The sequence below is a fragment of the Aliiroseovarius subalbicans genome (genome assembly GCF_022678625.1).
Taxonomy (GTDB): domain Bacteria; phylum Pseudomonadota; class Alphaproteobacteria; order Rhodobacterales; family Rhodobacteraceae; genus Aliiroseovarius_A; species Aliiroseovarius_A subalbicans.
This window is the reverse complement of record NZ_JALBYQ010000005.1, coordinates 111,081-133,877: the sequence shown is the minus strand read 5'-3', so window position 1 is coordinate 133,877 and position 22,797 is coordinate 111,081. Positions and strand designations below refer to the sequence as shown.

General features: G+C 59.1%; 22 protein-coding genes and 1 tRNA gene. 9 read left to right on the top strand and 14 right to left on the bottom strand.

Annotated features, from left to right (window positions below; genetic code table 11):
• Nucleotides 1-6 precede the first annotated feature (6 nt).
• Nucleotides 7-2,997, bottom strand: a complete 2,991-nt coding sequence (locus MN188_RS15570; RefSeq protein WP_242110175.1) for an ATP-binding protein — start codon at nucleotides 2,995-2,997, stop codon at nucleotides 7-9.
• Nucleotides 2,990-4,120, bottom strand: coding sequence for a DNA cytosine methyltransferase (locus MN188_RS15565; RefSeq protein ID WP_242110174.1), 1,131 nt, complete (start codon nucleotides 4,118-4,120; stop codon nucleotides 2,990-2,992). Before MN188_RS15565 ends, MN188_RS15570 begins: the two co-directional genes overlap by 8 nt.
• 606 nt (nucleotides 4,121-4,726) lie before the next feature.
• Here MN188_RS15565 and MN188_RS15560 point away from each other — a divergent pair.
• Genes MN188_RS15560 through MN188_RS15550 form a run of 3 tightly spaced genes read left to right on the top strand, consistent with a single transcriptional unit; the run spans nucleotide 4,727 to nucleotide 7,027 of the window.
• On the top strand, nucleotides 4,727-4,981 hold the full coding sequence (locus MN188_RS15560) for a DUF3489 domain-containing protein (protein ID WP_242110173.1): 255 nt from the start codon (nucleotides 4,727-4,729) through the stop codon (nucleotides 4,979-4,981).
• A 4-nt stretch (nucleotides 4,982-4,985) separates the two neighbouring features.
• The gene (locus MN188_RS15555; protein ID WP_242110172.1) at nucleotides 4,986-5,399 is read left to right on the top strand and encodes a DUF2924 domain-containing protein; all 414 of its coding nucleotides are present in this window, start codon (nucleotides 4,986-4,988) and stop codon (nucleotides 5,397-5,399) included.
• Nucleotides 5,366-7,027 (top strand): recombinase family protein, encoded by a 1,662-nt coding sequence (locus MN188_RS15550; protein ID WP_242110171.1) that lies wholly within the window; start codon nucleotides 5,366-5,368, stop codon nucleotides 7,025-7,027. Before MN188_RS15555 ends, MN188_RS15550 begins: the two co-directional genes overlap by 34 nt.
• Nucleotides 7,028-7,198: 171 nt before the next feature.
• Here the strand turns inward: MN188_RS15550 and MN188_RS15545 are convergent.
• The 8 genes from MN188_RS15545 to MN188_RS15510 all read right to left on the bottom strand — a co-directional run bounded on the left by MN188_RS15545 (nucleotide 7,199) and on the right by MN188_RS15510 (nucleotide 14,845).
• Nucleotides 7,199-7,273: transfer RNA gene (locus tag MN188_RS15545), tRNA-Gln, on the bottom strand.
• 90 nt (nucleotides 7,274-7,363) lie between these two features.
• A complete protein-coding gene (locus tag MN188_RS15540) occupies nucleotides 7,364-8,614 on the bottom strand; it encodes a mechanosensitive ion channel domain-containing protein (RefSeq protein ID WP_242110170.1) in 1,251 nt (416 codons plus the stop codon).
• A gap of 71 nt (nucleotides 8,615-8,685) precedes the next feature.
• Nucleotides 8,686-9,519 carry a 3-deoxy-8-phosphooctulonate synthase gene (kdsA, locus tag MN188_RS15535; RefSeq protein WP_242110169.1) on the bottom strand — a complete coding sequence of 278 codons (834 nt, stop codon included), beginning with the start codon at nucleotides 9,517-9,519 and terminating at the stop codon, nucleotides 8,686-8,688.
• Nucleotides 9,519-11,255 (bottom strand): KpsE/RkpR family capsule polysaccharide export protein, encoded by a 1,737-nt coding sequence (locus MN188_RS15530; RefSeq protein WP_242110168.1) that lies wholly within the window; start codon nucleotides 11,253-11,255, stop codon nucleotides 9,519-9,521. Before MN188_RS15530 ends, kdsA begins: the two co-directional genes overlap by 1 nt.
• A complete protein-coding gene (locus tag MN188_RS15525) occupies nucleotides 11,233-11,892 on the bottom strand; it encodes an ABC transporter ATP-binding protein (RefSeq protein WP_242110167.1) in 660 nt (219 codons plus the stop codon). The genes MN188_RS15530 and MN188_RS15525 overlap by 23 nt, the downstream gene beginning before the upstream one ends.
• Nucleotides 11,893-12,098: 206 nt before the next feature.
• Nucleotides 12,099-13,397, bottom strand: a complete 1,299-nt coding sequence (locus MN188_RS15520) for a Na+/H+ antiporter NhaA (RefSeq protein WP_242110166.1) — start codon at nucleotides 13,395-13,397, stop codon at nucleotides 12,099-12,101.
• 76 nt (nucleotides 13,398-13,473) lie between these two features.
• Nucleotides 13,474-14,505, bottom strand: a complete 1,032-nt coding sequence (locus tag MN188_RS15515) for a permease (RefSeq protein ID WP_242110165.1) — start codon at nucleotides 14,503-14,505, stop codon at nucleotides 13,474-13,476.
• The gene (locus MN188_RS15510) at nucleotides 14,498-14,845 is read right to left on the bottom strand and encodes an ArsR/SmtB family transcription factor (RefSeq protein ID WP_242110163.1); all 348 of its coding nucleotides are present in this window, start codon (nucleotides 14,843-14,845) and stop codon (nucleotides 14,498-14,500) included. The genes MN188_RS15515 and MN188_RS15510 overlap by 8 nt, the downstream gene beginning before the upstream one ends.
• 103 nt (nucleotides 14,846-14,948) lie before the next feature.
• Here MN188_RS15510 and MN188_RS15505 point away from each other — a divergent pair, with 103 nt between their 5' ends.
• Nucleotides 14,949-15,527, top strand: a complete 579-nt coding sequence (locus tag MN188_RS15505; protein WP_242110162.1) for a uracil-DNA glycosylase family protein — start codon at nucleotides 14,949-14,951, stop codon at nucleotides 15,525-15,527.
• A complete protein-coding gene (locus MN188_RS15500) occupies nucleotides 15,524-16,321 on the top strand; it encodes an SseB family protein (protein ID WP_242110160.1) in 798 nt (265 codons plus the stop codon). Before MN188_RS15505 ends, MN188_RS15500 begins: the two co-directional genes overlap by 4 nt.
• Before the next feature lie 9 nt (nucleotides 16,322-16,330).
• On the opposite strand, the gene MN188_RS15495 is transcribed toward MN188_RS15500, so the two are convergent.
• From MN188_RS15495 to MN188_RS15485, 3 genes are all read right to left on the bottom strand, one after another.
• Nucleotides 16,331-16,828 (bottom strand): CAP domain-containing protein, encoded by a 498-nt coding sequence (locus tag MN188_RS15495; protein WP_242110159.1) that lies wholly within the window; start codon nucleotides 16,826-16,828, stop codon nucleotides 16,331-16,333.
• Entirely contained in the window at nucleotides 16,812-17,297 is a 486-nt protein-coding gene (locus MN188_RS15490) for a CAP domain-containing protein (RefSeq protein WP_242110157.1), read from the bottom strand. Before MN188_RS15490 ends, MN188_RS15495 begins: the two co-directional genes overlap by 17 nt.
• Before the next feature lie 103 nt (nucleotides 17,298-17,400).
• Entirely contained in the window at nucleotides 17,401-17,646 is a 246-nt protein-coding gene (locus MN188_RS15485) for an accessory factor UbiK family protein (protein WP_242110154.1), read from the bottom strand.
• A 92-nt stretch (nucleotides 17,647-17,738) separates the two neighbouring features.
• Between MN188_RS15485 and lgt the strand changes: the two genes are divergently transcribed.
• The 3 genes from lgt to pgeF are packed head-to-tail and all read left to right on the top strand — an operon-like array spanning nucleotide 17,739 to nucleotide 20,424.
• A complete protein-coding gene (lgt, locus tag MN188_RS15480; RefSeq protein WP_242110152.1) occupies nucleotides 17,739-18,611 on the top strand; it encodes a prolipoprotein diacylglyceryl transferase in 873 nt (290 codons plus the stop codon).
• A complete protein-coding gene (locus MN188_RS15475) occupies nucleotides 18,608-19,672 on the top strand; it encodes a class I SAM-dependent methyltransferase (RefSeq protein ID WP_242110150.1) in 1,065 nt (354 codons plus the stop codon). Before lgt ends, MN188_RS15475 begins: the two co-directional genes overlap by 4 nt.
• Nucleotides 19,669-20,424 carry a peptidoglycan editing factor PgeF gene (pgeF, locus tag MN188_RS15470; RefSeq protein ID WP_242110149.1) on the top strand — a complete coding sequence of 252 codons (756 nt, stop codon included), beginning with the start codon at nucleotides 19,669-19,671 and terminating at the stop codon, nucleotides 20,422-20,424. The genes MN188_RS15475 and pgeF overlap by 4 nt, the downstream gene beginning before the upstream one ends.
• Nucleotides 20,425-21,008: 584 nt before the next feature.
• Here the strand turns inward: pgeF and MN188_RS15465 are convergent.
• Complete coding sequence (locus tag MN188_RS15465) at nucleotides 21,009-21,509, bottom strand: Lrp/AsnC family transcriptional regulator (protein WP_242110148.1); 501 nt, start codon at nucleotides 21,507-21,509, stop codon at nucleotides 21,009-21,011.
• A 183-nt stretch (nucleotides 21,510-21,692) separates the two neighbouring features.
• Here MN188_RS15465 and trxB point away from each other — a divergent pair, with 183 nt between their 5' ends.
• Complete coding sequence (gene trxB / locus MN188_RS15460; protein WP_242110147.1) at nucleotides 21,693-22,637, top strand: thioredoxin-disulfide reductase; 945 nt, start codon at nucleotides 21,693-21,695, stop codon at nucleotides 22,635-22,637.
• Nucleotides 22,638-22,797 lie beyond the last annotated feature (160 nt).

Below are 22,797 nucleotides of genomic sequence, written 5' to 3'. Positions count from 1 at the left end.
TTTAGCTCACTCAAAGGTCGCAGTTTTGAAACTAAGGACAAAATTTGCTCCGGGTAGGAGCTTCATTTCGTTTTCTGTAGCGTAGGAAATCTCATGACCTGCAGCCGCCAAGTTAGCCTTACAAAGGTATAGGCCAATACCTCGGCCGCCAAATGCTTTTCTCGTGAAGAATAGCGAGAATAGACGTTTTTCATCTATCTCATCGACACCGGGACCGTTGTCCGAAACGACGATACGCTCATCCTTCGCATCGAGAAGGATTTTCCGTTGCTCCGATTGAACTTTCGAAACCCAGTATTGACTGTTGTTTACCAGGTTGATGAAAACTGGAAAAATCCGTGAGGGCTGACCAAAAAGAGAAAATCTTTTGAAAGCATCTGAAGCCATGAAATCTATTTTATGATCTGAGATCTGTCGCGAAAAGAATTTTTGGAGGTATTCAAAGATTTCAGATCCGCTGATTTTTCGCTGGGTGCGTTCGCCAGAGAGCTGAAGCGGCGAAAGGAACTGAAGCTGCTGGGTCAATCCATGATAGCCCGTTCGTATGAGTTGTCCTGCATCAGGAGCGCTTCGGAACTCAGGTGGCAAAGCGTCCAGACCACGACCAATCATGTCATCGTAACTCTGGAGTTCATGTCCCAAAATCTCAACCGCAATTCCAAGCTGTGCAAGGGAATTAAGCCGGTCAACTTCGGACCTAAGATTTGCGTTTTCTTGCTCGCCAACGACTGCGATCGTTTGAAGGTCGATACTTTCCTTCAGGCTTTCTAGTGCAAAAATGTAGTTCTCGAAAATATCCTGGTTTTCCGTATCAACGGTCTCCCAGAGGGCTGTCAGGGCTTTGCTTACATCGTTCAGACCAATTTCTTCTTCGACAAGTTGATCGATGTAGGGTCGAGCAAGCTGATTCAGGACACGGTTTCGTGTCGAAACAAGCTCTTGAACACGGGTGATTTCCTCGCCTTGAAGCTCCTTGATGTGCTTACTCCACTTGGTTGTTCTCGCATGGAGACTGCCCTGCAAACGCTGCAGCTGTTTTTCAGCGATATCCGCTGGATCGGGAGGGTTTATTTTGTCAATCCACTCCTCAACTTGGAGCGAGAATTCCTCAACCAGTGACCGAAGTTCGGAAACTTTCTGTCGAAATTGCGCGTATTCTTCTTCAAGGCTTCCAAGTTCGTTAGGGCGTCCAGGAACTTTTGCTGCTGCCAAAAGGTTTCTGCAGTCCTCCAGCGCTTGCTGCGCAACAGGGATGTCCTCAGCTACAGACACATCTAAGTTATCGAACCTCGAACGCGCACTTTGAACGCGATCTGGTAGATCTTTGTTCATTTTCCTCAAATTCGAACGGAAGCTCCTCCTTTGCTTCGCTACGAGCTTTCTTCGCTCTTTCTTTGCTCGCTCTTCCTTGTTTCGTTGCTGGATTTCCGGGAGCTCATTTTTTCGAACTTCGGAATCCGTGCCGAAATATTCCCTCGCGGCATACATTAAGAGATCAACAACCAGTTTTTTGAGAGTCCGAGTTGCTGTGTTTAGGATGAAACCTTCTCGACCTGCCTTGTCTCTCAGATTGGGGTTGTTGGCTTGAGAAATGGCAATCCTGCCATACATCCGCTGGGAGTTCCAAAACTCTCGACCAGCATGTCGATTGCGACGTTGCTCGATCTCGAAAAAGTCATTGTCGGGTCGTCCGTAAGGCATCACGCGCAGGCCGTTGCGATAAACGCGCGGGCCAGCAAACGGTCCGAATTTCTCATCATCAAACAACGAATAGATGCCATCTTCGAGGGTTGAGTTAGTTTTTCGCTGTTCGTAGGTCGCAAAGTAGACGTCAAACGCCCCAAGTTTAGACTTTGGTGTTTTAGGAATCTTCATGTCACCGGGGGGAATGGAGACGGTCTCGCCATTCTGAATCCACTGGCCGAAGGCCTTTATGCGCCCATGGAAAACTCCATTCGCATCAAAGCTTCCTTCAATGATATGCTCAAGCTCATCAGTTTTTTGTCGCGAGAATTCAAACTGTGATCCCAAAATGATTTTCTTTTGTTCGCCTTCAAGAACTTCAACACGATAGTCGAACTGAAGCTTTCCACTGTTCAACTCCGTCGTTTGCTCGCTATCGGCAAACGGATCAACAAAACCAGCCAAAGTTTGGATGAAACGATTGTGTCTATCATCTTGTTTTTCTTCAAACAGACCTGCAAGTTCGTCGCTCGCATTCGAAATTATCAGCGCAGTTCCATGATCATCTTCCCCACTCAAAACGCTCCAAGACCCCAGTTGTCTCTTGGAAAGTTCTGCTGTTCTTAGGGTGTTCAAGACTAACTCCGACGGCGGCTCCGGAGGTGCTTCTCCATAGTCGCCCGCCGCCGCGCCCTCATCAAAAAGGCGCCAAGCTTCTCTGATGCGAGCCGCCCGTGCACTTTCAAAATCCGTCGCGTTTTTCGGCACTTCGGGCGCGATATTTTCTCTCACAGCAGAAACCAAATCAGGCAGCTCTTCAAAAACCGCATCAATGCTTGATGCCTCAACTACTGGTGTTGTGATGTCAGAAAGGATGAGAAACGGGTTCTCAAACACGCGCCAGTCGATCAGCAATGCTACAAAAGTGCCGCACTCGTGAGACTTGGAAATCAGCAGCATCAACGGGCCAAGGTGTGCTGACGACAACCGGCCAATCCCTTTTTGCCCCTGTTTGGGTCGATATTCTAACCCAAACAGCGGCCTGGACCGGCTTTCATCGTTAGCAAGTTTTGTATCTGTTCCTACGACCAACCATTTTTCAAAAATATCCTGTTTAGTCATTCCATGACCGTTGTCTGTCAAGGAGACGGAAATCTGGTCTCTCCGTTCAATGAGCATGTTGGCTTTGGTCGCATAGGCGTCATATGAGTTTTTCCACAGCTCTGACACCGCAGTAGGAACATCCGCGATTTGCTCGCGCCCAAGGTGGTCGACCGTGCGGGCTCGTGTAGAAAATGGCCTTTTCTCAATCATTCTTTGTGTCCTCGAGGAGGCTCATGTCCGCGTCTATCCTTTCTAAATCCAGCGAGCGGATCCAAGCCGCCAAGTGACCTATTAGAACTTCACCCAGCTTCACTGGCACTGCGTTGCCAACCTGCATGCCTGCTGCTGTCAGCCCACCTGAAAATACGAAGTCGTCGGGAAACGTCTGAATGCGCGCAGCTTGGCGCGCAGTAATACCATGATGCTCCTCGGGGTGAACGAAGCGCCCCTTAGACGGATTGATGCACGCAGTTGTCATCGTGGGTGCTGGCAAGTTTGAATCGATTCGTCCATACACATCTTTGTGGCCGTCGTGTTCTTTGTGGCAATTCAAGACACGCCCGGAGTCTTTACGGCTACCTCCGTTTGGCGGCGTTTTTTTGAAAGCTGTAACGAGTGCATCACTATGGTTCATGTGAATGTCATTTGGATCGTCGGGGGGAGCTGGTAAAAATGCCTCTCGGCATGGCACCCAAGGTGCAAGACCTTCCTTGCTTTCGCCATGGGTTGGCGCTGGCGGCCATTCCAGCCCTTCGAGTGACACCCCCTCATTGACGCCAAGAAAAAACACCCTCCGCCGGCGTTGAGGCACGCCGTAGTCTCGCGCGTCAAGCTTAACCGGAGGAAAAAGCTGGTAGCCTGCATTCTTTGCTTCTTCAGCAAACTCATCCAAATGTCGTGCATGACGAGGCCAGAGAATACCCGGCACGTTTTCCATCAAAAAGGCCGTTGGCCTTAACGCAGCAACAAATTCAAAGTACCGTAAGATTAGTTTGTTTCGAGGATCATCAACACCTGCGTTTTTTATCCGGTGGGTCGAAAAGCCTTGGCAAGGTGGACCGCCCAAGACCAAGTCACAACTTTGCGCTTTGAAGTGTTTCCGCGCGAGCACCTTTGGATCAGTATCAAGAATGCTTCTCTCATACAGGGTCGTTCGAGGGCTGCTCCCCTTGGAAAAGCGATCACGGAAGGTTTGGGCTGCGTGATGATCTTTCTCCACAGCAAAAACGGTTGAACAGCCGGAGTTGTGAGCAGCAAGTGTGAATCCACCTGCTCCGGAAAACAGATCGACCACGTAAAGCTTGCGTTTTTTTCCTGTTTTCACTTTCCTCACATCCGTTGCGAAAGATATGCAGGTATCACCGTCCAACTCTAAGCCTTTGATTTTGTTACCTCTATGATTCTAAGGTAAAACTCAGTGAGTTGCACCCTCGATATCGCATTTCTATAGCCTTTCCTCCACTAAGGTGAGATGAAAACTTCACATGATGCTACAATCCTACGCTTGTGTCGCTCAGAAGCACCGTTCAGAATTGACCGTTCCCAGTAATCGTGGTGTGCTTGTTTGGGGGAGGCAAAGACGCATCTCAGCGCTTGGTCGCAAAACGGTTATTGGTCGCTTCGTTTATGACAAGCTTGCCTGCGTCGGCTTTCAATCCCCGTTTAACCTTGCGGAGTATGCAATGCTTGGCGGCTAGAGTCGTTTGTGGTCCGAATTTCGCGTTTAGCTAATTCAATTTATGCAAATGGGCACCTTATTTGTATTGGGCCAAGAGAGGTTTTTGAGTCAGAATATCGTTTCCTACCCGTTCTTCCGAAAATGTCTGGACTTCGGCGCGCCCGGAAGCAGTACTTGTAAGGCCAGCCGAGGCCCGGGATTACCGGGCTCCACTCAGTACAAGGCGAGGGATTGGTCTTCGTCAGAAGAGTGGAGAGAACGATGACGACCGAAACCAAGCAAAAACCCAAAACCGCAGCAGCCAAAGCTGCCCGGGCAAAGCCCACACGGCGGGAACAGCTGGCCAAACTGCTGAGCCGCAAGTCCGGCGCCTCGATTGCGCAGATACAAAAGACGTTTGGCTGGCAGCCTCATTCGGCGCGGGCTGCGATTTCGGCGCTTCGCAAAGCCGGAACAGAAATCGAGCGATCCGATACGGACAAAGGGTCAGTCTATCGCATCGCTGGCGAGGGTTGAGATCATGGTTTCGAAACATGCATTCGACCTTGAGCAAGCTATCGCTGACATCGATCAGCTGGACCGGAGAGGATGCCTTGATCGCTGGCGTGAAGCGTTCGGCCGTCCTCCGCCGAAATACCTTTCGCCTCAGTTTATGAAGCGGGTGTTGATCTGGGATCTTCAGATCCGAATGCTGGGCGGGTTGTCGGCCAAGTCTGAACGCCTTTTGAAACAGATCGCATCAGGCAAGACACCACTGAGTACCGTAAAGTCAGGATCGCATCTGGTTCGGGAATGGAACGGGCGCACCTACCAGGTTGAGGTTGTAGGCGACGGCTATGTCATGGATGGCAAGACCTGGCGGTCACTCTCCGCCATTGCCCGACACATCACCGGGGCGCGATGGTCTGGACCACGCTTCTTTGGAGTGCGGTGATGCGAAGGGTCCGTTGTGCGATCTACACCCGCAAGAGCTCAGAAGACGGGCTGGAACAGGACTTTAACTCTCTGGATGCCCAACGAGAATCTTGTGAGGCCTACATTGCCAGCCAGAAACACGAAGGTTGGGAGCTGCTGTCGGATCACTATGATGATGGCGGGATCTCGGGCGGCCATCTGGATCGGCCGGCACTTCGGCGGCTGATGCAGGCGGTGGACGAAAAGCGCGTCGATCAGATCGTGGTCTACAAGATCGACAGGCTGACGCGGTCGCTGGCCGACTTCGCCAAGCTGGTCGATCGGCTGGATGCGGCTGAGACATCCTTCGTATCGGTAACGCAGAGCTTCAACACCGCCACGAGCATGGGGCGCCTGACGTTGAACATGCTACTGAGCTTTGCCCAGTTCGAGCGAGAGGTCACCGCCGAGCGTATCCGGGACAAGATCGCCGCGTCCAAACGAAAGGGCATGTGGATGGGGGGCAGTGTTCCGCTCGGGTACGAAGCGGATGGCCGGACGCTGAAAATCGACGAGTCTGAGGCCACCACGATCAGGACCCTCTACGACCTCTATCTGAAACACGGTACGCTTCGAGACGTGAAAGAGCGCGCTGAAGAACTCGATCTCAGGTCCCGGCGCCGCGAACGATCAGGTGGTCGGGTGTCTGGCGGAAAGAACTTTGATCGCGGTCATCTCCAACACATCCTGAGCAATCCTGTCTATGCTGGCCAGATCCGGCACAAACAGCAGGTCTATGAAGGGCAGCACCCAGCAATCATTGATCGGGATGTCTGGGAAAAGGTTCAGGATCTGCTGCAAGGCAGGGCATCCACCATGCGTGGTTCCAAACGAAAAACAACCAGATCACCACTTGCGGGCAAGCTTTTTGATGAAACCGGCGATCGCCTGACGCCCAGCCACAGCCGAAAGAACGGCAAGCGCCTGCGCTACTACATCTCCCGTCGGTTGGTTAAAGATCGCAGTCGGAAGCATCCGGACGCCTGGCGACTGCCCGCAGAACAAGTGGAAGGGTTGCTTCTGGAACTGATCCGACAGCACTTGGGTCGGACTGATGCGGCATCCTCGATAACGCAAAATATCTCGGCGGCGGAGATTGTCACGGTTGCGGAGAATCTGGCGGATCAGAGCAAAACGACCGCATGTCTGGCATTGATCGAACGGGTAGTCCTGAGGCCGGACTCACTGACAGTGCTGCTGGATCAAGACGGTCTCGCCAATATGCTTGGTTGCAGATCGGAACAGATCAACCTGGCGACACTGACCATTGAGGCTCCATTCCAGATGCGCCGCCGCGGTGTAGAGCTGAAACTGCATCTGGGGGAGGCGCCGCCACAGATCGATCAAACCCTGGTGCAGAACATCGTGAAGGGACGTCGCTGGCTGGCGATGGTTGTTGCAGGCAAAACCTTCTCTGAGATCGCAGAAGCCGAAGGCGTTTCAAAACGCCGAGTCCAGGATGTGGCCAACCTGGCAATGCTCTCGCCTGATGTTCTTGCCGCCATCGTTCAGGGTGAACAACCCGCGGGCCTTACCACGGATTATTTGATCAAGACACGCTTCTCCGCAATTTGGCCGGAACAGCGCGAGCAGTTCACCGCGCTCTGAATCTCTCTCCCCAAACTCGTACCGCCGGAATCGCAAACAGAGACTACGGCCTGAAATCGGCACCGATTGTGCTCAAGATCGCGTCTCTGCTGGAAATCCTGGATGGCAACCGCCCGGAAACACGCGACATTACCACGGCAAACTCTCGGCGTCTGAAATCAGGGAAGTGTGTGGCTGGGATGGTAGGATTCGAACCTACGGTACACTGTACCAAAAACAGTTGCCTTACCACTTGGCTACATCCCAACTGTGCGGGCTTTCCTACTCAAAGCCGTGCGCGGCTGCAAGCCTAAAAAGCGACAAACCTGTTCGAATTTGCGAGGGCCGCTTGAGGCGCTATTCGTCCGCACCGTCCGCGGTCAGCAGGTCGCTTTCCTTGTTGGCTTCGCGGTCTTCCTCTGCCAGTTGGGTCAGCACCTTTTCGGCGTCTGTGTCCGGCTCGGGGGATACGTCGCGTGCCTGGGGCGGTTTGGCGCCTTTGCGTGCGGGCTTATCCAACGCGTCCTTGACCAGGCGCATCGCCTCGCCGCGGGCGTGGTCGAAATTGCTGTGGTGTTGGTCGATCCAACCGGAAAAGCACAGCGTCACACCACCACCGTCCACCTTGTCGATCCAGACAGACGGCCCCGGAGCGTCCAGGACGAAGGGCAAACCCGCCAGCCGCTCCAAGCCACGATCCTGCGCGACGGCGACATTCGCGTCTGCGTCAAGATGCATAGTGAACTGGAACCGGCGTTCGCGGTTGCGGGTGTAATTGATGATGCGGCTTTTAAAGACCGTCGCGTTCGGGATGCGGATGTGGTTGCCATCGAAGCTGAGCAGTATGGTGGCGCGGCTGGTCAGGCGGATCACCTTGCCCACATCCCCGGCGATTTCGATCGTGTCGTTGGGGCGAAACGGCTGGCGGATCGACAGCAGAAGGCTCGCAATGAAGTTCTCTACCGTGTCTCGCACGGCAAAGCCCAGCGCCAAGCCGATAATACCGGCCGCCCCCATGATGGTGGACAAAAGTGCAGTCGCGCCCAGGATGTCCAACGCCACGACGATGCCCGCGACCACGAAGGCCAGGCGGATCAATACGCGGTAGATGTCAGCGACGAAGGCGTTAGGGGCCAGCGTGTTCCAGGGTTCTTTCATCCGCGCGACAAGGAAGCCTGCGAAGACCACCGCGCCGAAGGCGAAAAACCCGACCATGACCAGCGGCAGATAGGCCGTGCCCTGTTTGATGCGGGTCCAGAACCGCTCCATCGCCGGGGTCAGGCGTTTGGTGATATCGGTCGAGACACTCACCTCGTTCTGGATCGCCACGACCCCGTTGACCCGCCCGACAAGGTCGCTCAGCTCGTCATAGCCGGTGGTCTCCAGCGTGGTGCCGCGCAGGGTCACGACCCCTTCGTTCACCATCACGGTGACATCCGTGAACCCGTCCAATTCGCCCATGATCTCTCGAATGCGGGTGGCCATGGCGGCGTCGACCTCGGCCTGTGCGGTGCCGGTTTCGGTTGTAATGGTGCCGTCCTGCGCCTGCACGGGCGAAAAAGGCAGTGTCAGGCAAAAAAGCAACGCGAGCAGACGGAAAAGTGACATGAAAATCCCCGGTTTGATTGCGAGGAGTGTAGCGCCGGTGCACCGTCGGGAAAAGGGTGGTGTGGCGACAGCTACAGGCGAAATGGTCGTGCCTTGGCGACGGCATCGAAGGCGGCCAGATCGGCGATCACACGGGCCATGTCCGAAAGCGCGACCATGTTCGGCCCGTCCGAGGGGGCGGCGTCTGGATCCGGGTGGGTTTCCAGGAACACGCCGGCAATGCCAAGCGACACCGCCGCGCGCGCCAGAGCCGGGGCAAATTCGCGTTGGCCGTCCGAGGTCTCGCCCTGCCCGCCCGGCATTTGCACCGCATGGGTGGCATCCATGATCACCGGGTGACCCGCGCGCGCCATCTGCGGCAAGCCACGCATGTCTGTGACAAGCGTGTTGTAGCCAAAACTGGTGCCGCGTTCGGTCAGCAGGATCCTCTCGTTCCCGGTACCTGCGACCTTGTCGGTCACATGCGCCATGTCCCAGGGGGCCAGGAACTGCCCCTTCTTGATATTCACCGCAGCGCCGGTTTTCCCGGCGGCGACCAACAGGTCGGTCTGGCGACACAGGAAGGCGGGGATTTGCAACACGTCGACCACCTCGGCCACCGGGGCGCATTGGTCGGGTTGGTGCACGTCGGTCAGAACCGGCAGGCCCAGCCGCGCCTTGACCTCGCCCAGCATGGCAAGGCCCGCCTCCATCCCCGGTCCACGTTGCCCGCTCTGCGATGTGCGGTTCGCCTTGTCGAACGAGGCCTTGAAGACATAGCCCAACCCCTGTTCGGCGCAGATCTCGGCCATCTGTTTGGCGATGTTCAGGGCGTGGTCCAGCCCTTCAAGTTGGCAAGGCCCGGCGATCACGGTCAGGGGCAGATCGTTGCCGATCCGCACCCCGCCGATATCGACCACCTGCATCAGGCCGAAACCTGTTCGCGCAGAATCGATGCCGTCAGCGATGCCATCAGGTAGATGCCCGAGAAGATCAGGAACGCCAACAAGGTGTTTTCAAAGGCACGCGGATAGGTCGGGTCATCGGGGGCGACCGGGGTCACACCCATCGACAGATACCGGGTCTGCTTGTTCGCTTCGATCCGCGCCGTTTCCAGCTGTTGCAGCGCCTGTTGCATCAGAAGTGTGCGGGTCTGCATGTTGGTCTGTGCGATCAGAAGCTGGCCGCTGATCGACGCCAGCGATCCGGAGCCACCGGTGTTTTCAGTCAGCTTCGCGCGCAACTCCGCCACCGTGGCTTCAAGCCGCGAGATGTCGCCCTTGATGCCGTCCACACGCGCTTGGTTCGGACGCGGGTTCGACAGCAATTGGTCCAGGGCGAGCTGTTTGTTCAACAGTTCGGTCTCGAAGCTGGTGATCTGGGTCATGATCGCGCCACTTTCGGTATTGGCATCGAAAACCCCCATCTCTTCTTGCAGACGCAACACCTCGGCCTGAGCCGCCAGCATCTTTGCCTCGGCTTCTTCATAGCTTTCGCGCGCGCCCTGCATCTGATCTTCGCGCTTGCGTTGGGTCAGGTTGTCCACCCGTTCCTCGGCATATCTGATCAGCTCTTCACTATAGAGCGCCGATTGCGCGGCACTGGCGGCGATAACTTCCATCTTGATGATGCCTTCGGTCGGGTCGAAGCCGATTTTCACGTTGCGCTTGTAGAGCTTGAAGGCGGCCTCGTTGGATGCTTCACTGTCCAGCCGCTGGATCGGGTCGATCCCATCCGCGCTGAAATGGTTCTTGAAGCCCACGTCGCTGTCCAACCGCAGCATCGCCTCACGCGATGTCAGATAGCTTTGCACCGTGATGCTGTCCTGGGAGGACGCGAGCCCGGTGCCCGCAAACAGGCCACCCAGGCCGCCCGAGCCCTGGCTGTCGGCCTGCTGGATCACGAACTCGGACTTGGTCGCATACATCGGCGTGGCAACAGCATAGTAGTAGTAGCCCGCCAGCAGCGTCGGCAACAGCACGAAAAAGGCCAGCCGCGTCAACAGCAGCACCATTTTCTTGCGGCGGCGGCGGGCGATATCCAACTGGATTTCCATCACCGATTTGGCGCGCGCGGCGGCGTCCATCACATTGGTCGAGGGCAACGTCTGCGGCTGTTGCGGTACGGTTTGCGGCAGTTGCGCAAATGCTTCTCCAGCCGGCGGTCCATCGGCGGACACAAGTTCCAGCATCGTCGCGCGTTGGAACGGGTCGATCCCAGCACGACGCAACAGGCGCACCGCGTCAAAATCCGACGTTGCCGGAAGCCCGTGTTTCTGCGCCACGCGCCGCGCCATACGCAGCTGTCGTCCGGTCAGCCCCTCTTGTCGGATTGCCGCAATCTCGTCTTCAGCGGCCACTTCGGCCGCGCTTTCGACCACGCCTTCGCGGGCGGTCGCGGCCTGGTTGAACGTTCCGGTAAACCCGTCTTCATGCCCGGCAAGTGCGGCCTCTTCCATCGGGTTCAGCTGGCGTGGTTGTTGCGGTTGTTGCGGCTGCGGGCGTTCGCCTCCGGCCACACCGGCGGCGGTCGGGCGTTTCGGTGTGGGTGCGGCGGTCGGGGCGGGCGCAGACGCGGCCCGACGCCCGGGCTGTTCGCCCGAGTTCCCCGCAGACGTCGAGCGCCGGATGCGGAATTTCTTAGCCTTGGGTTTCGTAGTCATACAGCTGTTTCGCTTCTTCCAAGGTGTCAAATTGATAGAGTTGGCCATCGCGCAGCACTGCGGCGGATCGACAGAATTTCTCAAGCGTCTGCGCCTGGTGCGACACGACGATGACGGTAGCATTTTCCAACCGCTGGCGCAGCACGTCACCGGCCTTGCGGTTAAACTCGGCATCCGTGGTTTGCGGCATGCCTTCGTCGATCAGATAGATGTCAAACTCCAGTGCCAGCAAAAGCGAGAAGGTGAACCGCGCCTTCATGCCCTGTGAATAGGTGCCAACCGGGAAATCGTAGTATTCCTCAAGCCCGCAGAGCCAGCGGGTAAACGCCTCAAGGTAATCCGGGTCCAGCCCGTAAAGCCGCGCGACATAGCGGGCGTTTTCCTTGGCGGACAGTTTCGGGATCACTCCACCCATGAAACCCAGCGGGAATGAGACCCGGCAGGTGCGGCGGATTTCGCCCTCGTCAGGCTTCTCCAACCCCGCCATCATGCTTACGATCGTGCTTTTGCCGGTCCCGTTCGGCGCCAGGATCCCCATCGAATTTCCCAGCTCCACGCGAAACGACGCCCGGTCAAGGATGACCTTGCGCTGTTTGCCGGTCCAATAGGACTTGCTGACATTGATGAATTCGAGCATTCACACGCCCCGACACTGCAACTTTTGCCTCATCGCTCTTAACCGAGCTTCGTTAACGATGAGCTTAGAGGCTCATTTGGGCACCATTATGTCGGATGAAACCCCCCAAACACAATGGTTTGAGGGTAGTTTGAGGGAAATTGCGGCCAAATGTGGCGGGAATTTGTTGCCGTTTCGGGGACAATCGCCCCCGAAACGGCCTTTCTTCAGGTGTCTTGTTTCTCAACCCGCAACAATTTGCCGGCGATGAAGGACAAGAACACAGCGCCAAAGCTGAACAATGCGCCCATCTTGGCGGCATCCTGCACCGGTCCGGCCTCGAAGGCCACCGAGGCCACGAACAGCGACACGGTAAAGCCGATCGCGGCGACAAAGCCGATCACGATCAGGTCCAGCGTGCGCATGCCCTGTGGCAGACCCAGGCGCAGCGGATAGGCCGCGAACCAGCCAAACAGCAGGATACCCACCGGTTTGCCGATGATCAGACCGGCCAGCACCAGCCAGGTCGGTTCACTAATCGAGTTGAACTCGACCCCCGCGTTCAAAAGGCCGAAGAAGAACAGCACTACCTCGACCGGCACGGCCAGCTTGTGTTCCATCTCGTTGAGGATGTCGTGCAGGTATTTCTCGGCCTCGGCGAAGAAGCCGAAGGCGCGGTCGGCGTGGGGGATTGCCGGAATAATCGGCAAAAGACCCAGCGCCGGGTGGATGCCCGATTGTACGAAGCCGAACCAGCCCACAGCACCCAGGGCCAGATAGGGCCAAAACCCCAGTTTCTGGCGCATCCAGGTGGACCGGGGACGGGCCTGGTCGCCACGATCCAAGCGGCGCGGCAGCCAGTTGAAGAAGAAATACGCGGCCAGCGTGGACACGACGGCCAGCCCCAGCCATTCCACCGCCAGCTCACCGGACGGGTAGAAGATGGCAAGGATGACCAGCCCCGCCGCGTCATCGGCAATGGCCAGAAGCAGCAGGAACCGCACGGCGGGGTGGCCCGCGCCGAACACGAGCCGACCGACAAGGTAGCTGAACGCGATGTCGGTTGCGGTCGGGATCGCCCAGCCGCGGGCGACGGCGTCATAAACGTCCGACCCCAGCAGAGCCGCCAAACCAAGGTAGACCGCGATCGGCCCGAACATGCCTCCGGCTGTGGCGAACAGTGGCGTCGCCGCTTTCTTGCCACGCAGGCTGCCGTTTTTGAGGATCACGGCCTCCCAGACTTCCTTGCCCGCGATGAAGAAGAACAGCGCCATGAGCGCGTCGTTCACCAGGTAGTGAAGGGTCAGGACCTTTTCGACGTCCCCGACCTCATAATGGTGCGCGGCTTCGCCATAGGCATGGGTCCAGTGGCCGATGTCCACCCCGATGATCGAGTTGAACCACAGCGGGTATTCCACAAAGTGGTGGTAGGAATGCGCATCGATATTCGCCCAGATCAGGGCCAGCAACGCCCCCCCGATCAGCAGAATCGAATAAGCGGTGATGAAGTTCCATACACGATACATGTGTGTGCCCCGTCCCTAAGTCCAACGTTTCCGCCGGGATACTGGAACAGGGCAGCCTGGGCAAGATGTCACCGCTTCAAGCGACAAGATTCCATGTAAAACCCGCGATGATTGCGCCAACAAGCGCCAATCCAAGGTAGGCCGCGAAGACGCGCGGCTTGACCAGCGCCCAAACCGCGATGGCTGCGGGGATGCAACTGACACCGCCAGCAAGCACAAAGGACATGGCCGCGCCGTTGGACATGCCTTGGCCCAAAAGCGCATCCACCATCGGCACGGCGGCATAGCCGTTCAGGTAGGCGGGCATGCCCACCAGAGCGCCTAGAAGGATCGGGCCGATCCCCTGCCCGCCCAACACCTGGGCCACCAGGTCGGCGGGGATATAGCGCAGCATCAGCGCCTCGATCATGTAGGCCAGCAGCAGCCATTTCCCCAGGAACAGCACGTTCTCAACCACCGTTTCGCGGAAGGTCACGCGGCGGTCTTCGTGGGGCCAGAACTTCCACACGGTCTGACCAGCAAAGGGCTTGTCATCGCCGCAGGAGGACGAACAGCAGCTTTTCACCGGGGCATTCTTCAACGGATCGGCGAAAATCACTGATTTCGCGAAGGTTTTCACCATGAAGCCGCCGAACAGGCCCAGAGACACCGCCGCCAGGGTCTTGGCGATGGCGAAGGGATACCCCAGCGTGCCCGCCGTGATCAGGAACATGGCAGGGTCCATCAGGGGCGAGGCCAACCAGAAGGCCATGACCGCCGACAAGGGCGCCCCCACGGCCAGAAGGGCCGCGATGAAGGGAATGACCTCGCAGGAGCAGAAGGGCGAAATGCCCCCCATCAGGGCCGCCATGAAGATCATGTGCGTCTCGCGCCCTTCGAAGGCCTTGGCCAGAAGGTTTTCCGCCCCGGTTGCCTTCATATAGGCCACCGCGAGCACCGCGAAGATGATGAAAATGCCGGTGTGGCCGATGGCCCCGGCGGCGAAGGTCAGCATTGGCCAGACCTCGGCCGCATCAAAGATCGCGACGATCACCGGGATCAGCAGGATTGCCACCCAGGCCTTGTCGATTTTCCAGGATTTCGGGGCGGTTTGGGTCGTGTCAGCCATGGTTATGAGCCTTTTCGGGCGCGCAATCAGCGCAGCATTCGTTCAGAAGGTAGTCGGTCAGCGACTGCATGACCTGGATGTCGGCGGCCACACAGATGATCGAGCGGCCCTGCTTTTCCTGGCTGACCAGCTTGGCGGCAGCGAGGATTTTCATGTGATGGGTCAGGGTGGAGCCGGTCACGCCGCAGCGCTGGCCCAGCTCACCGATGCTCAAGCCCTCGGGCCCGGCGCGCACCAGGGTGCGCAGCACGTCCAGGCGTTGTTCGCTGCCCAGGGCGGCGAAGGTGCTGGCGGCGACCTCCGGGCTCAGGGGATCGGCAAGGGGGGATTCGTGTTTCATGTTTCTAGAAATATCGAAATAAAAGAGTGGCGCAAGAATTATTTCGAAAATTATCGAAATGAATGCGGGCGACGCGCGGGGCATGATCGTCTAGTTTGCCGCCATGCTAAGTGACGACATCTCTGCCTGCCGCCTGTGTGCTGCCCGTTTCGCGGCCACGCGCACCGCACATGTACCGCGCCCCGTCGCCTGGTTCCGCCCCGGCGCCCGCATTCGGGTGATCGGTCAGGCGCCGGGAATGCGGGTGCATGACACCGGCCTGCCCTTCAACGACCGATCAGGTGACCGGTTGCGCGATTGGATGGGGCTGGAGCGTGACGCATTCTATGACCGCGACCGCATCGCCATCACCCCGATGGCGTTCTGCTTTCCCGGCTATGACGCCAGAGGCTCGGACCTGCCGCCGCCAAAACTGTGCGCGGACACCTGGGGCGCACGGGTGGATGACGCCCTGGTCGATGTGGCTCTGACCTTGTTGGTCGGGGGCCATGCGCAGGCCTGGCATCTGCGAAATCGCGCATCTGTTACAGACAACGTCGCCGCCTGGCGAGACCATGCGCCGCGCGTGTTCCCCTTGCCTCATCCGTCCTGGCGCAATACGGGATGGCTGAAGAAAAACCCGTGGTTCGAGGCCAATTTGTTGCCCGAGCTTCGCCGCCGCATCGCCGAGGTATTGCAATGACCGACACGAAACTGGATATCGCCCACACGGCCATGCAGGCCGATCTGGAAGACGACGCCGCTAGGCTTCGGTTTTATGAACGCCTTGCGGATGGCGAATTGTTCCTTCTGCTGACTGAAGAGGCCAAGGGCGACGACATCTCACCCGAAATGTTCGAGCTGGAAGCGGACAGCTTTGTCCTTGTGTTCGACCGCGAAGAGCGGCTGGCCGAATTTGTCGGAGCGCCCGCGCCCTATGCCGCCCTGCCCGGCCGGGTGATCGCCGGCATGCTGGCGGGGCAGAACGTCGGTCTTGGGGTGAATCTTGGCGTTGCGCCGTCCTCGATCCTGATCCCGGCCGAGGCGATGGATTGGCTGGCAAACACGCTGGGCCGGGGTCCCGAAGAGGTCGAAGCACGGATTTCCGAACTGAGCGCGCCCACCGGCCTGCCTGAGGCGCTGATCACCGGGCTGGACGCGAAACTGGCCAGCGCGGGCGGGCTTGCAGCCTGTGCCTGCCTGTCCGGAGTGACGTTTTCGGATGGGCGGCGCGGGCATCTACTGGGCTTCGTCAACCCGGTGCCGGGCGCCGAGGCCGCCCTGGCGGGGGCCGCAAACGAGGCGCTGACCTTTTCGGGTATCGAGGCCGGGCAGATGGATGTGGGGTTCTTCGCCGAGGACGATCCGGTGACCGCGACGCTGTTGCGCGTCGGGTTGCGGTTCGACCTACCGGTACCCGAGTCCAATGATGCGCAAGAGATCACGCCGGGCAGCGCGCCAGGGATGAACCCCGATCGTCCGCCAATCCTGAAATAGGTCAAAACCTCAGTCTGCGGGACAGGCGCGGGCGAATACCAGCACCCAGATCGGGGTGCGCCCGGCCAGTGCGGCACCTAGCCCGAAACTGGTGCTGGCTCGGTCAAGCATCGCTTTGCGCCCGCCACGTTCCCCCCACCAAAACGCCATCGCATCGCCGCCATAGGCCGGGCCAATCGCCTGGATCTGCTCTGCCTGGCAAGGTTCGAAACCGGCGGCGCGGGCGCGGGTCTCGATATCCGGTCCCTCTGCCCATTCGATGCCTGCCACACTGGCGCTTGCCACGTCACAGGCATGGGCCTGCGCCGCGCGGTCCAGCGCCATTTCATGTGATAATGCGGCGCGTTGCTTGGCGCCGCGCAATGCGTTCAGCGCAAGGCTCATATCCGTCAGTTGAGCGTCGGCATTTGCGGGTGTTGCGCAGGTCTCGGCCTGCGCAACACCATGTACAAAGCTCAGCGCAAGCAGAAAGCCAAACGCCCGAACCAGATTAGCAAGGCTTGGCATAAACCATCACCCAAGCCGGTTTCCCGCCCAGTATCGACAGGCCGACGCCGTATTCGCGGGTTTTACCCAAAAGGATGTTGCGACGGTGACCGTCGGACGCCATCCAGGTCTCGACAACCGCGCCGCCGCTGCGTTGCCCCATCGCGATGTTTTCCGCGATGAAGCGTGTGCAATAGCCACCGCGTTTCGCCCGACGCATCGGTTTCGATCTGCCGTTGCCGATATGAGAGAACGTGCCGGTTTGCGCCATCCAGCAGGCGTGCGCCTGCGCAATCGCGTCCAACCGCGCGCTGCGTGCCAAGGCGTGTCGGCCCTGGGTGCCACGCACCGCATTCATCTCGTTTCCGGCCTCGGCCATCAGCGTCGCGGCCTCGGTCGGTTGGGCGCAGCCGGCGGCCTGGGCCGCGTCAGCTGCTGCAATGATAAGAAAAAAGCCCGCGAAAATCGCGGCAAACGCCTGTTTGTACATACTACCCTCGGGTCTGGTGCCGACTTGACGGGTATTTTCGCGTGCGTGCACTCACCCCGTCAAGGGGCCTTACCGCGGCGAGGGAAAAGTGGTGCTTTCGCGCTCAGTCCTTGTCAGCCTCAAGCGCGTCCAGGCGCGCTTTCAGCACCTCGTTCTCTTCGCGGGCTTTCTGCGCCATCAGGCGCACCGCGTCGAATTCTTCGCGCGTCACGAAGTCACGGTCGGCCAACCAACGATCGACAAAGCCTTTCATTGCGGTCTCGGCTTCGTCCTTGGCGCCCTGGGCCACGCCCATCGCGTTTGTCATCAGCTGCGAAATGTCGTCCAGAACCTTGTTGCGCGTCTGCATCTGGGTCTCCTTGATCTGTTGAGGCCTATATGGGGGGCAAACGTGCAAATCACAAGGTTGACTTGCCCCGCCCGGCAGGGTCAGGAAGACGCATGTTGTTCGCGATCCCCTTCCCCAACATCTCGCCCGAGATCTTCACCATCCCAGGCATCGGCTTTTCGCTGCGCTGGTATGCGGTCGGCTATATCGTCGGAATTGTCATCGGCTGGTGGATCATCGCACGGTCTTTGCGCCAGTTGGAGCTGTGGCGCGATGGCCCTCCGATGACCCGCGACCAGCTTGAGGACATGTCGACCTGGATCATCCTGGGCATCATCCTGGGCGGTCGGCTGGGCTTCGTGCTGTTCTATCAGCCCGGCCACTACCTGGCCCATCCGCTGGACATCCCCAAGGTCTGGCTGGGTGGGATGAGCTTTCATGGCGGATTTCTGGGGGTGATCGCCGCTGTCTGGCTGTATTCGCGCCGCCATGGGCTACTCACGCCCTCGGTCGCCGACCTTCTGGCCATTGCCGCGCCGGCGGGGTTGTTTCTGGTCCGGGTGGCGAATTTCATCAATGCCGAGCTTTGGGGGCGCCCCACCCTTTCACCCTGGGGTGTGATCTTTCCCGGCGAGGCCGCGCAATACTGCCCGGGCTTCGCAAGCCCCTGCGCGCGCCACCCCTCGCAGCTGTACGAAGCGCTGCTTGAGGGGCTGGTGCTGGGCGCGGTTCTGCTGGTTCTGGCCTGGAAGCGCGGCTGGCTGAAGCGGCCCGGCATGCTCACAGGGCTGTTCTTTCTCGGCTACGGCGCCGCGCGGTTCGTGATCGAGTTTTTCCGCCAGGCCGACGGGCAATACATTACCCCCGACAACCCGCTGGGCCATGTGATGCGGCTAGGGGAAGCCGGGCTGACGATGGGGCAGATCCTGTCCCTTCCGATGGTGGCGATCGGAATTGCCACGCTTCTCTGGGCGCGCCGGTCATGACGGCGTTGCGCGACCTTCTGCTGGACCGAATTGCTACCAACGGCCCCCTGTCGGGGGCTGATTTCATGGCCGAATGCCTGCTGCATCCCACCCACGGCTACTACACCACACGCGATCCGCTGGGGGCTGCCGGGGATTTCACCACCGCGCCAGAAATCTCGCAAATGTTCGGAGAGCTTCTGGGTCTGGCCCTGGCGCAGGCCTGGCTGGATCAAGGCGCGCCGACGCCGTTCACCCTGGCCGAGCTTGGCCCCGGGCGTGGCACGCTGATGGCCGACGTCCTGCGCGCGACCGCAGCTGTGCCGGGGTTTCATGCAGGCCTCTCGCTGCACCTGATCGAAGCCTCGCCCACCTTGCGCAAGGTGCAACGTGAGGCGCTTTCCCCCTACGACATCACCTATGTCGACAGTCCCAAGGCACTGCCCGAGGCGCCATTGTTTCTGGTCGCGAACGAGTTTTTCGACGCCCTGCCCGTGCGCCAGTTCGTGCGCGACGCGGCAAGCTGGCGCGAACGCCAAGTGGGCGCGCGGGATGGCGTGCTTGTCTTTGGCTTGAGCGCGCCCGTGGAGGTGCCTGCCCTGGCCCACCGGATGGAAGACACCCGCCCCGGTGACCTGGTCGAAATCTGCCCCGCCGCAACCGGCATTCTTTCTGCCATCACAGAACGGATTGCAGCGCATGGCGGTGCTGCGCTGGTAATTGACTATGGCGATTGGCGATCGCTGGGCGATACGTTGCAGGCCATGTCGGGGCACAAGACCGCCGACCCGCTGGCCGCGCCCGGAGAGGCCGACCTGACGGCACATGTCGATTTCGAGGCGCTGGCCGAAGCTGCCGCACCCCTGACCCATTCGCGCCTGACCCCGCAAGGCATGTTCCTGGAGCGTCTGGGCATCACCGAGCGGGCGCAGGCGCTTGCCAACCGGCTCAGCGGTGCGGCGCTGTCGGACCATGTCGCCGCCCATCGCCGCTTGACGCATCCCGACGAAATGGGGACGCTCTTCAAAGTGCTCGGGTTGACTCGGGCCGGATCGCCGCCGCTGCCGGGATTGACCTCATGAGCCTTGACGCCATCACCTCGGACTCCCTGTCCCACACCCGCCACGGGTTCTTCACCCGCAAGGGCGGCGCGTCGTCCGGCGTCTATGCCGGGCTGAATTGCGGCGCGGGATCGCAGGATCAGGCCGAGATGGTCGCGATCAACCGCACCCGCGTGGCCGACGCGATGGGCGTGGCGCCCGACGCGCTGATCGGGGTCTACCAGGTTCATTCGGCCGACGTGGTCGTGGCCGATGGGCCGACAGCGGACAAGCCACGCGCCGACGCGGTGGTGACGGCGACGCCGGGGCTGGCCTTGAGCATCCTGACCGCCGATTGCCAGCCTGTGCTGTTTTCCGACCCCGCCGCAGGGGTCATCGGGGCGGCCCATGCCGGTTGGCAGGGCGCGCTGGATGGCGTTCTTGAGGCGACCGTGGCCGCAATGGTCGACCTTGGCGCCACCCGCGCGGGGATCACCGCCGTGATCGGCCCGACGATTTCGCAAACCGCTTATGAGGTCGGTCCGGAGTTCTTCGAGCGTTTCGTGGATACCGACCGCGACTTTGATCGGTTTTTTGCCGGGGGTGATGGCGACCGTATGCAGTTCGATCTGCCCGCGTTCGGCCAGTTCAAGCTGCGCGAAGCCGGGGTAGGACATACCGAATGGGTTCGCCATTGCACTTATTCGGACCGGGATCGGTTTTATTCCTATCGCCGCTCGGTGCATGACAAGGAAGCCGACTATGGCCGACTGATATCCGCAATCCGGTTATAGGTTTTCCGGGTTGCGCGCTTTTCGGGCTTTGCGGGATCATTTTTTTGCGCTGCGAAATATGCCGGGGTCAACGGCGGGCGTGAGCACCACCTGAACGGTGGAATTCGGGCAAGGATGGGGCGAAACCCTGCCGCATTCGCGCCCGATTTTCGGAAACAATGACCTTTCTGACACTGGCTTTGTTTCCGGACGCCTTGTTTTAAAGGCTCCGAGAAAACGTTGACCAATTTCCTAAAACTTTCCGAAAACCTGTTTCATCGTCAAATCGACGCCCGAATCCAACTCTAGCTTGATCCTCAACAAAACAAACAACAGCCCCAACGGGCGAATGAGGCAGAGATGAAAACGAAGCGCTGGATGAAATGGATTGTGGAAGCTAACACGGACACCGTTGACCTTCCTTGGGCGCGCGGCAAACGTCGAAGCACCTGGAAGTCGAATGCAAAGGACCGTGCCCGCGCCGCCTGAGGCCGCTTGTCGGGCCTTACAGCCTCCGCGCTGACATTTGTTTGCGAAAAGCGCTGAAACGTACGCTAAGCCGCCCTTCGGGGCGGTTTTACCTTTTCAGAGCGGCCGTTTCGCGATCAGGGCGCTTCCGCCAGCCGCGCCTCAAGCACATCGAACGGCACGCCTGGGTCATCCTTGGCGTCGCGGATGACAAGGGATGTCTTCACGCTTGCCACATTCTCGGCCGAGGTCAGCTCTTCGGTTAAAAACGTCTGGAATGTCGACAGGTCCGGCGCCACGCATTTCAGGATGAAATCCACCTCGCCGTTCAGCATGTGGCATTCGCGGACCAGTGACCAGCCGCGGCATTTCTCTTCAAAAGCGCTCAGGTCCGCTTCGGCCTGGCTTTGCAAACCGACCATGGCGAAGACCTGAACCTCAAAGCCCAGCGCACGCGCGTCCACCTCGGCGTGGTAACCGCGAATGTATCCGGCTTCTTCCAGTGTGCGCACCCGGCGCAGGCAGGGCGGTGCGGAAATGCCAACGCGTTTGGCCAGCTCGACATTCGTCATGCGCCCATCGGCCTGAAGTTCAGCCAGAATCATGCGGTCGATCGGATCAAGTTTGCTGGTCGGCATCGGGTATCCCTGTCAAAGTTGCGCGAACTTTACCGCCGTGCGCACGAACGCGCAATAATATTTCGCAACTGCGCAACATCATTTCCGAAGCAGAGGTTTTCGCCTGAGACAAATCGGGGGCTTTCCCCCCTCGCCTGTCGTGCCTATATCCTTTTCAACGAATTCTTGACCGGGGGAAAGCCGATGTCCGACACGCGCCACACCAAAGTTCTCATCATCGGTTCCGGCCCTGCCGGATATACCGCCGGTGTCTATGCCAGCCGCGCCATGCTGGAGCCGATCCTGGTGCAGGGCATGGAGCCGGGCGGGCAGTTGACCACGACGACCGATGTCGAAAACTACCCCGGCTATACCGAGGTGCAGGGTCCTGACCTGATGATCAAGATGGAAGAGCACGCCCGCGCGATGGGCACCGAGATCATCGGCGACATCATTTTAGACCTTGATCTGTCGAAACGCCCTTTCACCGCCAAAGGTGACAGTGGCACACTCTATACCGCCGATACGGTGATCCTGGCGACCGGGGCCCGCGCCAAGTGGCTGGGCCTGCCCAGCGAAGAAAAATTCAAGGGCTTCGGCGTGTCCGCCTGTGCCACTTGTGACGGCTTCTTCTATCGCGGGCAGGAAATCGTCGTTGTCGGTGGCGGCAACACTGCTGTCGAAGAGGCGCTGTTCCTGACCAACTTCGCATCGAAAGTGACGCTGATCCACCGCCGTGATGAGCTGCGCGCGGAAAAGATCCTGATCAACCGGCTGATGAAGAACGAAAAGATCGAGCCGCTGTGGGATCATCAGTTGGAAGAAGTCGTGGGCGACGACATGCCCTTGGGCGTGACCGGTGTGCGCGCCAAACACGTGAAAACCGGCGAGATCACCGAAATTCCGGCCAAGGGCGTGTTCATTGCAATTGGCCACGCGCCTGCGAATGAATTGGTCAAGGACGTGCTGGACACGCACATGGGCGGCTATGTCGTGACCAAACCCGACAGCACCGCCACCTCGATCCCAGGGGTGTTCGCCGCGGGCGATCTGACCGACCACAAGTACCGCCAGGCGGTAACTTCAGCCGGCATGGGCTGCATGGCGGCGCTTGAGGCAGAACACTTCATCGCCGAGCAAGACGACTGACTCGGCGCATCGTGCGATCAGAGGGGCATCCGTTGCGACGGGCGCCCTTCGTGGGCTGGCATTTTCGCCTCATTCCCGGGATTTATCGAAAAGAAACCTCCTGTCGCTAGACTTTCGCCATATTTGGGGTCTACACGCGCGTCAAAACGGGGCGAATGCC